At 66.5% G+C, this 12,587-nt stretch carries 11 protein-coding genes and 1 pseudogene; 5 read left to right on the forward strand and 7 right to left on the reverse strand.

Features of this window, described 5'->3' with window-relative positions; translation table 11 throughout:
* Positions 1 to 3 precede the first annotated feature (3 nt).
* Both ctaD and SMD14_RS05695 read right to left on the reverse strand, forming a co-directional pair.
* A complete protein-coding gene (gene ctaD / locus SMD14_RS05690; RefSeq protein WP_157238806.1) occupies positions 4 to 1,758 on the reverse strand; it encodes a cytochrome c oxidase subunit I in 1,755 nt (584 codons plus the stop codon).
* Positions 1,759 to 1,872: 114 nt separating this feature from the next.
* Positions 1,873 to 2,607: a FadR/GntR family transcriptional regulator gene (locus SMD14_RS05695; RefSeq protein ID WP_157238805.1), complete on the reverse strand. Its 735-nt coding sequence runs from the start codon at positions 2,605 to 2,607 to the stop codon at positions 1,873 to 1,875.
* A 190-nt stretch (positions 2,608 to 2,797) separates the two neighbouring features.
* On the opposite strand from SMD14_RS05695, the gene SMD14_RS05700 reads away from it, so the two are divergent.
* The 3 genes from SMD14_RS05700 (at position 2,798) to SMD14_RS05710 (ending at position 5,786) form a co-directional block, all read left to right on the forward strand.
* Positions 2,798 to 3,343, forward strand: a complete 546-nt coding sequence (locus tag SMD14_RS05700; RefSeq protein ID WP_321215659.1) for a gluconokinase — start codon at positions 2,798 to 2,800, stop codon at positions 3,341 to 3,343.
* A 41-nt stretch (positions 3,344 to 3,384) separates the two neighbouring features.
* Positions 3,385 to 4,788, forward strand: coding sequence for a GntP family permease (locus SMD14_RS05705; RefSeq protein ID WP_321215660.1), 1,404 nt, complete (start codon positions 3,385 to 3,387; stop codon positions 4,786 to 4,788).
* A 260-nt stretch (positions 4,789 to 5,048) separates the two neighbouring features.
* Positions 5,049 to 5,786, forward strand: coding sequence for a hypothetical protein (locus tag SMD14_RS05710; protein WP_157238802.1), 738 nt, complete (start codon positions 5,049 to 5,051; stop codon positions 5,784 to 5,786).
* Positions 5,787 to 5,866: 80 nt separating this feature from the next.
* Here the strand turns inward: SMD14_RS05710 and SMD14_RS05715 are convergent, their stop codons facing one another.
* Both SMD14_RS05715 and SMD14_RS05720 read right to left on the reverse strand, forming a co-directional pair.
* The gene (locus tag SMD14_RS05715) at positions 5,867 to 7,456 is read right to left on the reverse strand and encodes an alkaline phosphatase D family protein (RefSeq protein ID WP_321215661.1); all 1,590 of its coding nucleotides are present in this window, start codon (positions 7,454 to 7,456) and stop codon (positions 5,867 to 5,869) included.
* Between the two features lie 115 nt (positions 7,457 to 7,571).
* Complete coding sequence (locus SMD14_RS05720; RefSeq protein ID WP_157238800.1) at positions 7,572 to 7,958, reverse strand: TfoX/Sxy family protein; 387 nt, start codon at positions 7,956 to 7,958, stop codon at positions 7,572 to 7,574.
* A gap of 147 nt (positions 7,959 to 8,105) precedes the next feature.
* Here SMD14_RS05720 and SMD14_RS05725 point away from each other — a divergent pair, with 147 nt between their 5' ends.
* Entirely contained in the window at positions 8,106 to 8,924 is an 819-nt protein-coding gene (locus tag SMD14_RS05725; protein ID WP_157238799.1) for an SDR family NAD(P)-dependent oxidoreductase, read from the forward strand.
* Positions 8,925 to 9,042: 118 nt separating this feature from the next.
* Here the strand turns inward: SMD14_RS05725 and SMD14_RS05730 are convergent, their stop codons facing one another.
* A complete protein-coding gene (locus tag SMD14_RS05730) occupies positions 9,043 to 9,660 on the reverse strand; it encodes an FMN-binding negative transcriptional regulator (RefSeq protein WP_321215662.1) in 618 nt (205 codons plus the stop codon).
* 2 nt (positions 9,661 to 9,662) lie between these two features.
* Positions 9,663 to 10,637, reverse strand: a pseudogene (locus tag SMD14_RS05735) (DMT family transporter).
* Here SMD14_RS05735 and SMD14_RS05740 point away from each other — a divergent pair.
* Positions 10,636 to 12,048, forward strand: coding sequence for a PLP-dependent aminotransferase family protein (locus tag SMD14_RS05740; RefSeq protein ID WP_321215663.1), 1,413 nt, complete (start codon positions 10,636 to 10,638; stop codon positions 12,046 to 12,048). The pseudogene SMD14_RS05735 and the gene SMD14_RS05740 overlap by 2 nt on opposite strands.
* 3 nt (positions 12,049 to 12,051) lie before the next feature.
* Here the strand turns inward: SMD14_RS05740 and SMD14_RS05745 are convergent, their stop codons facing one another.
* A complete protein-coding gene (locus SMD14_RS05745; RefSeq protein ID WP_321215664.1) occupies positions 12,052 to 12,576 on the reverse strand; it encodes a hypothetical protein in 525 nt (174 codons plus the stop codon).
* Between the last annotated feature and the right edge of the window lie 11 nt (positions 12,577 to 12,587).

The raw sequence follows: 12,587 nt of genomic DNA on the forward strand, positions 1-12,587 counted from the left end.
TCGCTACTTGTCCGGGTTCGGCTCCCGAACGTCCTTTTCACCGATGTCCGCCGCGCCAAGGGCTGCCGCCGCTGCGCTGTGGACCGGTTCATGTTCGCGGACCCGGATCTCTGGGTGGTGCAGGTCCAGGGCCGGCCGCTCGGAACGGATCCGGGGCAGGGACGTGAAGTTGTGCCGCGGCGGCGGGCAGGACGTGGCCCATTCCAGCGAGGCGCCGAAGCCCCAGGGATCGTCCACGGTCACCTTCTTGCCCGCCCGCCAGGTGATGTAGACGTTCCAGAAGAACGGGATCAGGGAGGCGCCCAGCAGGAAGGAACTGAAGGTGGAGAACTGGTTCATCAAGGTGAAGTTGTCCTCCACCAGGTAGTCCGCATACCGGCGGGGCATTCCCATGACGCCCAGCCAGTGCTGGATGAGGAACGTCCCGTGGAAGCCAACGAGCAGCATCCAGAAGTGGATCTTGCCCAGGCGTTCATTGAGCATGGTGCCGGTGAATTTGGGCCACCAGAAGTAGAAGCCGGCGAACATCGCGAACACCACGGTGCCGAACACCACGTAGTGGAAGTGCGCCACCACGAAGTAGGAGTCCGAGACGTGGAAGTCCAGCGGCGGGGACGCCAGGATGATGCCGGTGAGGCCGCCGAAAAGGAAGGTGATCAGGAAGCCGATGCTCCAGAGCATCGGGGTCTCGAACGTCAGCGAACCGCCCCACATGGTGCCGATCCAGTTGAAGAACTTCACGCCGGTGGGGACTGCGATCAGCATGGTCATGAACGCGAAGAACGGCAGCAGCACGGATCCGGTGACGTACATGTGGTGTGCCCACACCGTCATGGACAGCGCGGCGATGGAGATGGTGGCGTAGACCAGGCCCTTGTAGCCGAAGATCGGTTTGCGGCTGAAGACCGGGAAGATCTCCGAAACGATGCCGAAGAACGGCAGCGCGATGATGTACACCTCGGGGTGGCCGAAGAACCAGAACAGGTGCTGCCAGAGGACGGCACCGCCGTTTTCGGGATCGTAGATGTGGGCTCCGAAGCGGCGGTCCGCGCCGAGGGCGAACAGTGCTGCTGCCAGCGGCGGGAAGGCCATGATGACCAGGATGGCCGTCACCAGGGTATTCCAGGTGAAGATCGGCATCCGCCACATGGTCAGGCCGGGGGCGCGCATGCAGATGATGGTGGTGATGAAGTTGACCGCACCCAGGATGGTGCCGAAACCGGACAGCGCCAGGCCGAACACCCACAGGTCCCCGCCGATGCCGGGACTGAAGGTGGTATCGGACAGCGGCGCGTAAGCGAACCAGCCGAACGATGCCGCACCCTGCGGGGTGATGAAGCCGGACACCGCAATGGTGGAACCGAAGAGGAAGAACCAGAATGCCAGCGCGTTCAGCCGCGGGAACGCGACGTCCGGCGCGCCGATCTGCAGCGGCATGATCACGTTCGCGAAGCCCGCGAAGAGCGGGGTGGCAAACATCAGCAGCATGATGATGCCGTGCATGGTGAACAGCTGGTTGTACTGCTCCTTCGTCTGCAGCACCTGCATGCCCGGCTCGAACAGTTCCGCCCGGATGAGCAGCGCCATCACGCCGCCCATGCAGAAGAACGCAAAGGACGTGATCAGGTACATGTACCCGATGGTCTTGTGGTCCGTGGTGGTGAGCCAGTTGACCACGATGCTGCCCTTGCGCCGGGGTACCACGGCCGGCGCAGCGGTAGCGGCGAGCCCTTCACCTGAACGTCCGGTAGTGGTCATCGTTCCACCTCGCAGATCTCCTGGATGGCGCTGAAGGCCCCTTGCGTAAGCCCTACTTTGAAGGCTACTCAGGATCGCGGTGTCCGGGAAGGGCTTTGATGAGGCGCCGGGGCGCTAGTGCAGCCCCATCGCGTTCCGGACCTCGTCCAGGATGTGGTGCATTGCTGATTCCGCCACCGCCGTGTCCCCGGCCGCCACGGCTGCAGCCACGTCCTCATGCGCCTGCAGCGCCTCGTTCCGGGGCTTGAACGGCATCAGCCCCTGCTGCGTCCGGCTGGTGAGCACTTCCGCCACCATGCCCTCGAGTGCCTGGAACATCTCGTTTCCGCAGCTTCGCAGCAGCAGCTGGTGGAACTCGATATCGGCCGCCAGGAACCCCTGGAGGTCGCCGGCCTCACCCAGCCGCCGCAGCTCCGCCGCAAGGGCAACAAGCTGTGCGCGTTCCGCGGCGCTGGCACGGCGGGCGGCGCCTGCGGCGGCAATGGGCTCGACGGCGATGCGCAGCTCCGTGAGGCTGCTGTACTGGACGTCGCGCCGGTCCGAGGCAAGCCGCCAGCGCACCAGCTTGGGGTCGAAGACGTTCCAGCACCGGCGCTCCTGCACCACGATGCCAACCCGCCGCCGCGAATAGACCAGGTTCATCGACTCCAACACCTTCATGGTGTCCCGCGCAACGGTGCGGGAAATTCCGTACTCCTGCTGCAGGCCTTCCAGGGTGAGCCTGCTGCCCGGGGCCAGCTTTGCGGAGGCGATGGCGACGCCGACCGCCTCCAAAACGCGCTCGTGCATTGCGGGGGAGGCCCCGCCGTCGTGCGCATCATCCGCGCCCGCACCTGTCGCCGTCGACATATTTTCCGCCTCTCTCCGCGCCGGAGCGCACCTCCAGAATAGCGAACAAAAACAGTAAGGTATGACCTGTGACACGCAAAGATAGTATTTATTAGACTCAAAGGTGATACCTTATGGCGTAGCCCACGTAACGACGGGCACGCAGCGAGCTTCTTCGAAAGCCAAAGACGTCTTCTCCGGAGGTATGAACATGCAGAATCCCCCCACGCATCTTGTGGTGATGGGCGTCGCCGGGTCCGGCAAAACCACCCTGGCGGCGGCCCTGTCCGGACAGCTGGGGTGGGCCTGCGCCGAAGCGGACGAGTTCCACCCGGACGCGAACATCGCCAAGATGACCCAGGGCATCCCGCTGCAGGACGAGGACCGCTGGCCGTGGCTCCGGGAAATCCAGGCCTGGATGAGCGCCCAGGCCCAGGCCGGCTGCAGCACGGTCATCACCTGCTCCGCCCTGAAGAAAAGCTACCGCCAGCTCCTGTCCGAAGCGGAGGGACGCGTCATCTTCCTCCACCTCGACGGCGGCGCGGACCTGATCAGCCGGCGCATGCAGGGCCGGGAGGGCCACTTCATGCCGCCCGCCCTGCTGCCGAGCCAGCTGGCCACCCTCGAGGCGCTCAGCCAGGAAGAGCTCGACGCCGGCAGCCTCCGCCTGGACATCGCGCAGTCACCCGGGCAGCTGGTCGCCGCCGTCGTGCAGGCCCTTCACCTTTCCTCCGGCCAGACGCCCAGCGCGTCCTGACCACCCCTGACCCCCAACAAATCCTGCTTCAAAGGAGAACCATGACCATCGAAGGATGGACCCAAACACTGGGCGCAGGGCCGCTGCTGCTCATCGCCGCCGCAGCGATCCTCGTCCTGCTGTTCCTGATCATCAGGCTGCGCATGCACGCCCTGGTCGCGCTGATCCTGATCAGCCTCGCCACTGCCTTCGCCACCGGCATCCCCGCCAGCCAGGTGGTCCCGGTGCTGATCAACGGCTTCGGCACCACGCTCGGCACGGTGGCACTCCTGGTGGGCCTGGGCGCGATGCTCGGCCGCATCGTCGAAACCAGCGGCGGCGCCAAGGTGCTGGCCGACTACCTCATCGGCGTCTTCGGCGAAAAGCGCGCCCCGTTCGCCCTGGGCCTGGCCTCGCTGATCTTCGGCTTCCCCATCTTCTTCGACGCCGGCCTGGTTGTCATGCTGCCCGTGGTCTTCGCGGTGGCCCACCGCCTGGGCGGGGGAGTGCTCCGCTACGGCCTGCCCGCCGCCGGCGCATTTTCCGTGATGCACATCTTCCTGCCGCCGCACCCGGGCCCGGTGTCCGCAGCGGCCTTCTTCGACGCCAACATCGGCCTGGTGACCATCGCCGGCCTCATCGTCGCCATCCCCACCTGGTACGTCACCGCCTACCTGTACGGCCTCTACACCGGCAAGAAGCTGGTCCTGCCCGTGCCGGAAATCCTGGGCCACGCCACCGCCGAAGCCGAGTCGCACCCGCCGCGCTTCCGCACCATCGTGGGCCTGCTGCTCCTGCCGCTGCTCCTGATCTTCATGAACACCGGGCTGAACACCCTGGCTACCTCCGGTGTACTCGCCGAAGGCGTCAAGAAGGAGCAGTGGTACCAGGTCCTGCGCACCCTCGGCGAAACTCCGGTGGCACTGCTGATCGCCGTGCTGGTGGCCTTGTTCGTGCTCGGCGCCAGGCGGGGCAAGGACGCGGGCGCGCTCGAGAAGCTGCTCGAATCATCCCTGGGCCCGGTCTGCTCCGTCATCCTGATCACCGGCGCCGGCGGCATGTTCGGCGGCGTCCTGCGCACCTCCGGCATTGGCCAGGCCCTGGCCGACGTTCTGGGCGACCTGGGCATCCCGCTCATCCTCGCAGGCTTCCTGATCTCCGCCATCCTGCGCATCGCCCAGGGTTCGGCCACCGTGGCGCTGACCACCACCGCCGGCCTGATCGCCCCCGCTGTTGCCCTGGCGGGGCTGAACGGGATGCAGGTTGCCGCCCTGGTGATTGCCGTGGCCGCCGGTTCCGTGGTGGTCTCCCACGTCAACGACTCCGGGTTCTGGCTGGTGGGCCGCTTCTTCGGCATGGACGTCAAGACCACCCTGAAGACCTGGACCGTCATGGAGACCCTCATCGGCGTGATGGGCTTTGCCATCGCCGCAGTGATCTTCCTGGTGGCAGGCCTGGCGGGTTAGCCTGCCGAACTATGGCTCCCCTCCCCAACTAAGTAGCGCCAGGTGTCGTTTTGAAACCCCAAAACGACACCTGGCGCTACTTGCTTTCTAAGCGCGTGCCGGAGATACCCAGCTTTCGATGATTCACCCTGCTTGGTAAGGGGTAGCCGAAGGAGTTCAGGTTGGCGACGGACTGCACTAACTTTCTCCTATGGCCATGGGCAAGCAAACGTGCTCGGACCCCCAATAGGAATTTCTACTCAGAAGGAGTGGGAAAGGTCATGAATCAACCAACCAAGATTTTCCTGGCCGTCCTCGTCGTGCTGCTCGTAGCTGCAGGAGTGGCACTTTTCGTCACTGAAAGCACCAGGAAGAGCAGGGCCGCCGAGTACACCCCCCAGGTTAACCCCGCAGATTTCAGCACCAAGATCACGAACAAATACTTTGCCCTTCCGGTGGGCAAGAAGTTGACCTATGAAACCGTTGAGCAGGGGAAGGTCACCGAGACGATCGAAATCGAAATCCTGCAGGAAACCAAGACCATCGAGGGCGTTGAGACCGTCATTTACCTGGACAAGGAATTCAAGAACGGGCAGCTCGTGGAGGAAACCCGGGATTATCTGGCGCAGCACAAAAACGGCGACGTGTGGTATTTCGGCGAGGACGTGAACAACTTCTGGAACGGGATCCTGATCAACCACTCGGGCAGCTTTCTCCACGGGAAAGACGGGGCACAAGCGGGGATCTGGATGAAAGCCGAGCAGCGCGTGGGGGATTCCTACCGGCAGGAATTCTACGCGGGCTATGCGGAAGACATGCGGGAGACGGCGGCCACCGGCGAGACCGTCTCCACGAAGGCCCGGACCTACACCGGCTGCGTCAAGGTTTACGACTGGTCGCCCCTTGAAAAGAATGCCCGGGAGCACAAGTACTACTGCCCGGAGGTTGCCGCTCTGGTCCTCACCGAGGACCTGCAGTCTGGAAGCCGGTCAGAACTCGTGAAAGTCGTCGCCCCGTAGCCTCCGGCAGCGGAACACCCGGCACCGGAAGGTCCGGCCGGTGTGCCGGCCGGACCTTCCGCTGGAACCGGTTTTCGAGCCTAACCGCGCGCCTGCAGCCCGGGCACGCCGTCCTGGATCGCGAACGAGGCCTTCGTCGAAACGGGGGCGCCCGGCGTCGTGACATAGTCCAGCGTCCGGAAGTCCGCCGTCATGGCGTCCTTGGTGATCCTGGTGTTCACGTAGCCGCGGTTGTCGTTGTAGAACTTCAGGTGCGGGTTCCACGCCATGGTGGGTTCCGTGGTGGAGCCGGTGCCATTGCCGGTGGAGGTGATGGATGTGCACACCAGTTCCGAGCCCACCACGGGCGAGGCCGGGTCCTTGTAGTCCACCTTGAGGTCGTTGGCCCAGTTGCGGTGCACGTCGCCGGTGAGTACGACGGCGTTGCGCACGTTGGCGTCCACCCAGCCTTGGGTGATGCGTCGGCGGGATGCGGCGTACCCGTCCCAGCCGTCCATCGAGACGTCGTCGATCTCCGGCGCCTGGGCGCGGTCACGCTCGGCGAAGAAGACCTGCTGGCCCAGGATGTCCCAGCGCTGGGTGGAGTTCCGGAAGCCGTCCAGCAGCCATGTCTCTTGCTCGGCACCGGTGATGGTGCGGTTCTCGGCCAGGCGCTCGGCCACGTTCTTCTTCCAGCCGTCGCCGGCGAGCTGGTCGTCGCGGTACTGCCGGGTGTCCATCATGTGGAAATTGGCGAGCTGGCCCCACTGGATGGTGCGGTAGATCTTCATGTCGAACCCGGCCGGAACGGACGAGGCCCGCAGCGGCATGTTCTCGTAATACGCCTGGAACGCGGCGGCCCGCCGCTGCCGGAAACGCTCCGTGGTGTCGTTCATCTGGTTGGGGTCGCGGTTCTCGGGGACCTCGTCCGCCCAGTTGTTGTCCACCTCGTGGTCATCCCACACCACAAGCCACGGCGCGATCGCGTGCGCTGCCTGCAGGTCGGCGTCGGACTTGTACTGGGCGTGCCGCTGGCGGTAGCCGGCGAGGCTCACAGTCTCGGGGCCCTGGTGGTCGCGCGGATTGCCGCCGCCGATCACGTAGCTGCCCTTCTTGTACTCGTACAGGTAGTCGCCCAGGTGCAGCACCAGGTCCGGGTGGTCCTCGGCGAGGCGCGTGTAGGCGGTGAAGTAGCCGTGCTCGTACTGGGAGCAGCTGGCAAACGCCATGGCCAGGGCGGCAGGCGTCTCGTGCAGCGCCGGGGCGGTCAGGGTTCGGCCGGTTGCGCTGATGTGGCGGCCGCTGCGGAACCGGTAGAAGTATTCACGGCCCGGCTTGAGGCCCTTCAGTTCCACGTGCACCGAGTGGGCGGTTTCGATTCCGGCCTGTTCGACGCCGCGGGCTACTACAGTGCGCATGCCCTCGTCCTCGGCCACCTCCCAGGCCACCGGGACCTGGCGGGAGGGCATGCCGCCCAGGCCGTCCTCGGCCAGGGGGGCCAATGCCAGGCGGGTCCAGATCACGAAGCCGTCCGGCCACGGCTCGCCGGAGGCAATGCCCAGCATGAACGGATCGGTGCGGAGGCCGGCGTCGTCTGCTGTTGAAACGGCGACTGCGGCACCCGGCAGGGCGGCGACGAGGCCGGCCCCGAGGCCGGCGGAAATGAGGGATCTGCGTGAGATGTTGTCCATGGGTCCGACCGTAGGGAGGCCGGTTGGACGGATGCTGAGGGCGGCATGAATGACTGGTTAACTGCGTGACAAAAACTGTCTTGCCTGGTGCGGGCCCCTCGAACCCGCCCACTAGCTACGTACCTGCCGCCCGGGACTTCGCGGCCTTCGGCTCCTTCGGCGGCAGCCCCGCCACGTACTCGAAGGCCTTGTGGATCCACGCCCTGGCACGGGCGTCGTCGCCGTCGCCTTCCTCGTTCCAGACTTCCGGCAATCCCGTGTAGCCGCCCATGGGCCGCTCCGCCGGGCCGAAGGGGACGGTCCGCTCCCCGCCTTCGAGCTGCTGCCTGTCCTCCGGCGAGAGCTTGATCCCGACGGTGGAGCCAAACAGGCCGGCGAACATGTTGCCGTTGACGAACGCACCGAGGTTGCCGAACATCGGCTTCACCACCACGCCGGGGCCGTCCGGCACCAAGGACCGGAAACGCTCCTTGTCCGCGTCTGACGCTTTGGGCATCTCCATGGCTTTCCCCCCGGGTTCAGCTGGCTGGTCTGTGCAGGATATGCCCTCTTGTCCGCGCCGGGGAACACCTGCCGTGCCGCCGTCGTTGTGCCGGTAGGCAATACGCCCAGCCAGGGCGCCGCGACTTCCCCAACCAAAGGACACCCCTTGACTCCTCGCACCATCGTGATCACCGGCGCCAGCGACGGCATCGGCGCAGCAGCCGCCCGGACGCTGGCCAAGGCAGGGGAGCAGGTGGTCGTCGTCGGCCGTTCCGCGGAGAAGACCCGCGCCATGGCCAAGGAACTGGACGCCGACTACTTTGTCAGCGACTTCGCGGAGCTCGCTCAGGTCCGCACCCTCGCCGCCCAGCTGAAGTCCGACTACCCGCGCATCGATGTCCTGGCCAACAACGCCGGCGGCATCATGGGCAAGCGCACCCTCACCGTGGACGGCAACGAATCCACGTTCCAGGTCAACCACCTGGCGCCGTTCCTGCTCACCACGCTGCTGATGGACACCCTGGTTGCCAGCAACGCCAAAGTCATCAACACCTCCAGCGGCGCCAACAACTTCGGCAAGCTGGACCTGTTCGACCTCACGGCCGAGCACGGCTACTCCACCAACCGCGCCTACGGCACCGGCAAGCTCGCCAACATCCTCTTCACCTCCGAGCTGCACCGCCGCTTCGGCGAGCAGGGAATCACGACGGCGGCATTCCACCCGGGCGTGGTCCGCACCAACTTTGCGGCCGAGTCCAGCAGCCCGTTCCGGCACGCCTACAAGACGCTGCTGAACCGCTTCATGCTCACGCCGGACCAGGGCGCAGACACCCTGCTCTGGCTGGTCAACGGCACCGCGGGCAAGGACTGGATCTCCGGTGCGTACTACTACAAGCGCGCCCTGGCCAAGGCCAACCCCCAGGCCTACGACGCCGAGCTGGCGCGCGGCCTGTGGGAGCAGAGCGAGGAGCTCGTGGCTGCCTGAGAGGCCCACGGCTGCCCGGCTGGGCCGGGAATGCGTGACTTTTGGGTTTCCCGTAGGCGGAGCCCGCGTGCTTTCGGGGCCTTGGCTCCTTGCAGCGCCCAAAAGTCACGCATTTGCGTCAGCGGGCGCGCTCTACATCCGCCGCGGCCTCTGACTGGCCCCGGGCAGTAAGCCCCGCCACTACGCCGTCCACGTCCGCTTCGGGCCGGTTCTGGCTCAGCTTGGCCTTGGCCTCGATCCGGGTGATGACCAGTTCGACTCCCACGATGGCCCGCAGCTGCCCGGCGATGTACCGGCCAGGCGCGTCATCCACGCTCCACGGGTGGTCAAAGCCGGCCTCGTGCACACCGGTGAGGCGCCGGACCTGCCGGTCCAGCCATGCAGGGTCGTCGTGGATCACCAGCCGTCCGTACACGTGCGCCGTGGTGTAGTTCCAGGTGGGCACAACGCGTCCGTGCTCGGCCTTGGACGCGTACCAGGACGGGGAAACGTAGGCGTCCGCACCCTGGATGATGGCCAGCGCGTCCCCGACGGCGGGTTGGGACCACTGCGTGTTGTTCCGCGCAACGTGCCCCTGCAACGCGCCGTGCTCGCCGGCATCGGGATCGTAAACGAAGGGCAGGAGTGTGGCGATGAGGCCGTGCGGGGTCATGGTGATGAGGTTCGCTGCTCCCGGGCGGGTGAGGAGGTCCTGGACGGTGTCGGGGACCGCGGCAAAGTGGGCTGGAACGTACATGGCTAATCCTTTGCTGGCTGGAGGACGGGGCCGGGGAGGGCGGCAATGTGGGCCGCCGCGGGCCTGAGCCGCACCCGGACGGCGGCCCCGGCGCACAGGATGACCGCCAGCCCGCCGAGGACCGTGGATCATGTCAGGGCTTCGCCCAGCAGGAGCGCCGCCCAGCAGATGGTGAGCACGGGCTGGATGAGCTGGATCTGGCTGACGCGGGCGATGGGGCCGATGGCCAGGCCCCGGTACCAGGCGAAGAAGCCCAGGAACATGCTCACCACGGCGAGGTACGCGAAGGCGGCCCACTGCGCCGGGGTTGCGGACGGCGGCTGCTGGATGGCGGAGACGGCGGCCAGGGCCAGCATCAGCGGCAAAGCGAGGACCAGCGCCCAGGAAATGGTCTGCCAGGATCCCAGTTCGCGGGCCAGCAGGCCGCCCTCTGCGTAGCCCACAGCCGCAGCCACCACCGAGCCGAGGAGCAACAGGTCCGTCCAGTGCAGGACACCCAGGCCGGCGGACTGCAGGGACGCGAAGGCGATGACCGCGAAGGCGCCGAGGCCGCTGACCAGCCAGAAAGCAAGCGGCGGGCGTTCCCGCCCGCGGATAACGGCGGCCGTGGCCGTTGCTGCAGGGAGGAGGGCGATGACCACGGCGCCGTGGCCTGCCGGGGTGCTGGTCAGGGCAAAGGAGGTCAGTAGCGGGAAGCCGATCACGACGCCGGCCGCAACCACCGCCAGGCGCACCCACTGCGTCCCGCGGGGGAGCAGTTGCCGGCTAAGTGCCAGGGCGGACGCCGCCAGGACTGCCGCCACCACGGCCCGGCCGGAGCCTATGAACAGCGGGGACAGGCCGGCAACGGCAACCTTCGTGAACGGTACGGTGAACGAAAAGGCTGCCACGCCAACCAGGCCGAGCAGCAGTCCGGATGGCTGCGGGCTCAGTATCGCCGTGCCGGAAGAATGAGTAGCGCTACTATTGTCTTTCATGAACAACGATAGCAGTTCGCGGATAGCGGCGCACCTGAAATCCTGGCTGTCCGCAGCCGCGCCGGGAGCGAAACTGCCGTCCACCCGTTCCCTGGTGGCCGAGTACCAGGCCAGCCCGGTCACCGTTCAGAAGGCCCTGCAGACCCTCGCGGCGCAGGGCCTCATTGAGAGCCGCCCCGGTGTGGGGACGTTCGTGCGGGCTGCCCGGATGGCGCGCCCGTCCGACTACGGCTGGCAGACGGCGGCGCTCCGCTCGCCGCTGGTTGCGCTGCCGCCGGCCTCCTCCACCATGCGGGACGTGCCGCTCGGGGCCATCGCCTTCCACTCCGGCTATCCTGCCCGCGAGCTCCTCCCCGAGCGGCTGGTGCGGGCAGCCCTTACGCGTGCCTCCCGCGGTGACGCGGCATTGTCCAGGCCGCCCGCGGCCGGCCTGCCGGAGCTGCAGTCGTGGTTCGCCCACGAGCTCGGCGCGTCGACGCCGGCCGGAATTTCGCCGCCGAACCCAAGCGACGTCGTCGTACTCCCCGGGAGCCAGAGCGGGCTGAGCTCCGTCTTCAGCGCGCTGGTGGGCAGGGGGCAGCCGTTGCTGATGGAGTCGCCGTCCTACTGGGGCGCCATCCTCGCGGCAGCGCAGGCGGGCGTCCGCGTTGTCCCGGTGCCCAGCGGCCCGGAAGGGCCGGACGCCGGGGAGCTTGCCCGCGCCTTTGACGAGTCTGGCGCCCGGGTTTTCTACGCACAGCCCAACTACGCAAACCCCACCGGCGCGCAGTGGACTCCGGAACGGCGCGACGAGGTCCTGGACGTGGTCCGCGCGAAGGGCGCGTTCCTGGTGGAGGACGACTGGGCACACGACTTCGGCATCACCTCCAGCCCCGTGCCTGTGGCTTCCCGCGACGATTCCGGGCACGTCGTCTACCTGCGCTCGCTGACCAAGAGCGTGTCCACTTCCATCCGGGTGGCGGCCCTTATTGCCCGCGGGCCGGCGCGGGAGCGCATCCTTGCGGACCGTGCCGCCGAATCGATGTACGTCAGCGGACTGCTGCAGGCCGCAGCGCTCGACGTCGTCACGCAGCCAGGGTGGCAGACGCACCTGCGCAGCCTGCGCCACCAGCTTGAATCCCGCAGGGACCTGCTGGTCACCAGCGTGCGGGAGCACATCCCCCAGGCGCACCTTGAGCAGGTGCCGAGAGGCGGGCTTCACCTGTGGTTGCGGCTTCCGGACGGGACGGACCTGGCGCGCCTGACCCGGGACTGCGAAGCCGCAGGGGTCATCATTGCCCCTGGCGACGAGTGGTTCCCGGCTGAGCCTGCGGGTCCTTTCGTCCGGCTCAACTACTCCGGCACGAATCCGGGCGCCTTCCCGGAAGGCGCCCGGATCATTGGCCGGATGCTGGAGCTGAACCTGGCCTAGCAGTCAGCCGGCCAGTGCCGCGCAGACGTCAGTGGCAGTCCCGGATGAACTGACCAGGGTCCAAACACCCTCGGTGCTGATGGTGTAAACGACCCTTCCGAGGTATTGGGTGGTGGAGGGGCCGGCTGGGATGTCCGTGGGGAACATGACGATGCCGTTATGCCCAGTGGCTGTGACGGTTCGGGAACCGTCGGGGTTGACCACAGTATTTGACACGGATCCATCTGTTCTGAAGGTGATGGACTCGCCCGCCTCTGGATTGTCCGGGTCACTTCCGTAGTTGGTGTAGGTGAGCAGGACGCCCTTGCCTGCGGTGATAATCCGGACGACATTGCCGTTCCGGTCAACAAACTCCCGCGTTTGAAGCTTGCCTCCCGTCGATGATATTCCGAGGTTGAAGTCCGCACAGCCCACACCCGCCGGGAGGATGTCGGGTTCGGCTGCCAACGCCGGCTGGGCCGGTGCAACAAGGGCAGCTGCGGCCAATGCGGCTGGGGCGAGGCCTCGAGTGATGCTGCTGGTTTTCATTGTATTTTCCT

The organism is Pseudarthrobacter oxydans (assembly GCF_034258515.1).
Lineage (GTDB): Bacteria > Actinomycetota > Actinomycetes > Actinomycetales > Micrococcaceae > Arthrobacter.

Bases quoted from the DNA above. Each gene is read 5' to 3' on its own strand.
- ctaD (WP_157238806.1), bottom strand. From the start codon at position 1,758: ATGACCACTACCGGACGTTCAGGTGAAGGGCTCGCCGCTACCGCTGCG.
- SMD14_RS05695 (WP_157238805.1), bottom strand. From the start codon at position 2,607: ATGTCGACGGCGACAGGTGCGGGCGCGGATGATGCGCACGACGGCGGG.
- SMD14_RS05700 (WP_321215659.1), top strand. From the start codon at position 2,798: ATGCAGAATCCCCCCACGCATCTTGTGGTGATGGGCGTCGCCGGGTCC.
- SMD14_RS05705 (WP_321215660.1), top strand. From the start codon at position 3,385: ATGACCATCGAAGGATGGACCCAAACACTGGGCGCAGGGCCGCTGCTG.
- SMD14_RS05710 (WP_157238802.1), top strand. From the start codon at position 5,049: ATGAATCAACCAACCAAGATTTTCCTGGCCGTCCTCGTCGTGCTGCTC.
- SMD14_RS05715 (WP_321215661.1), bottom strand. From the start codon at position 7,456: ATGGACAACATCTCACGCAGATCCCTCATTTCCGCCGGCCTCGGGGCC.
- SMD14_RS05720 (WP_157238800.1), bottom strand. From the start codon at position 7,958: ATGGAGATGCCCAAAGCGTCAGACGCGGACAAGGAGCGTTTCCGGTCC.
- SMD14_RS05730 (WP_321215662.1), bottom strand. From the start codon at position 9,660: ATGTACGTTCCAGCCCACTTTGCCGCGGTCCCCGACACCGTCCAGGAC.
- SMD14_RS05740 (WP_321215663.1), top strand. From the start codon at position 10,636: ATGAACAACGATAGCAGTTCGCGGATAGCGGCGCACCTGAAATCCTGG.
- SMD14_RS05745 (WP_321215664.1), bottom strand. From the start codon at position 12,576: ATGAAAACCAGCAGCATCACTCGAGGCCTCGCCCCAGCCGCATTGGCC.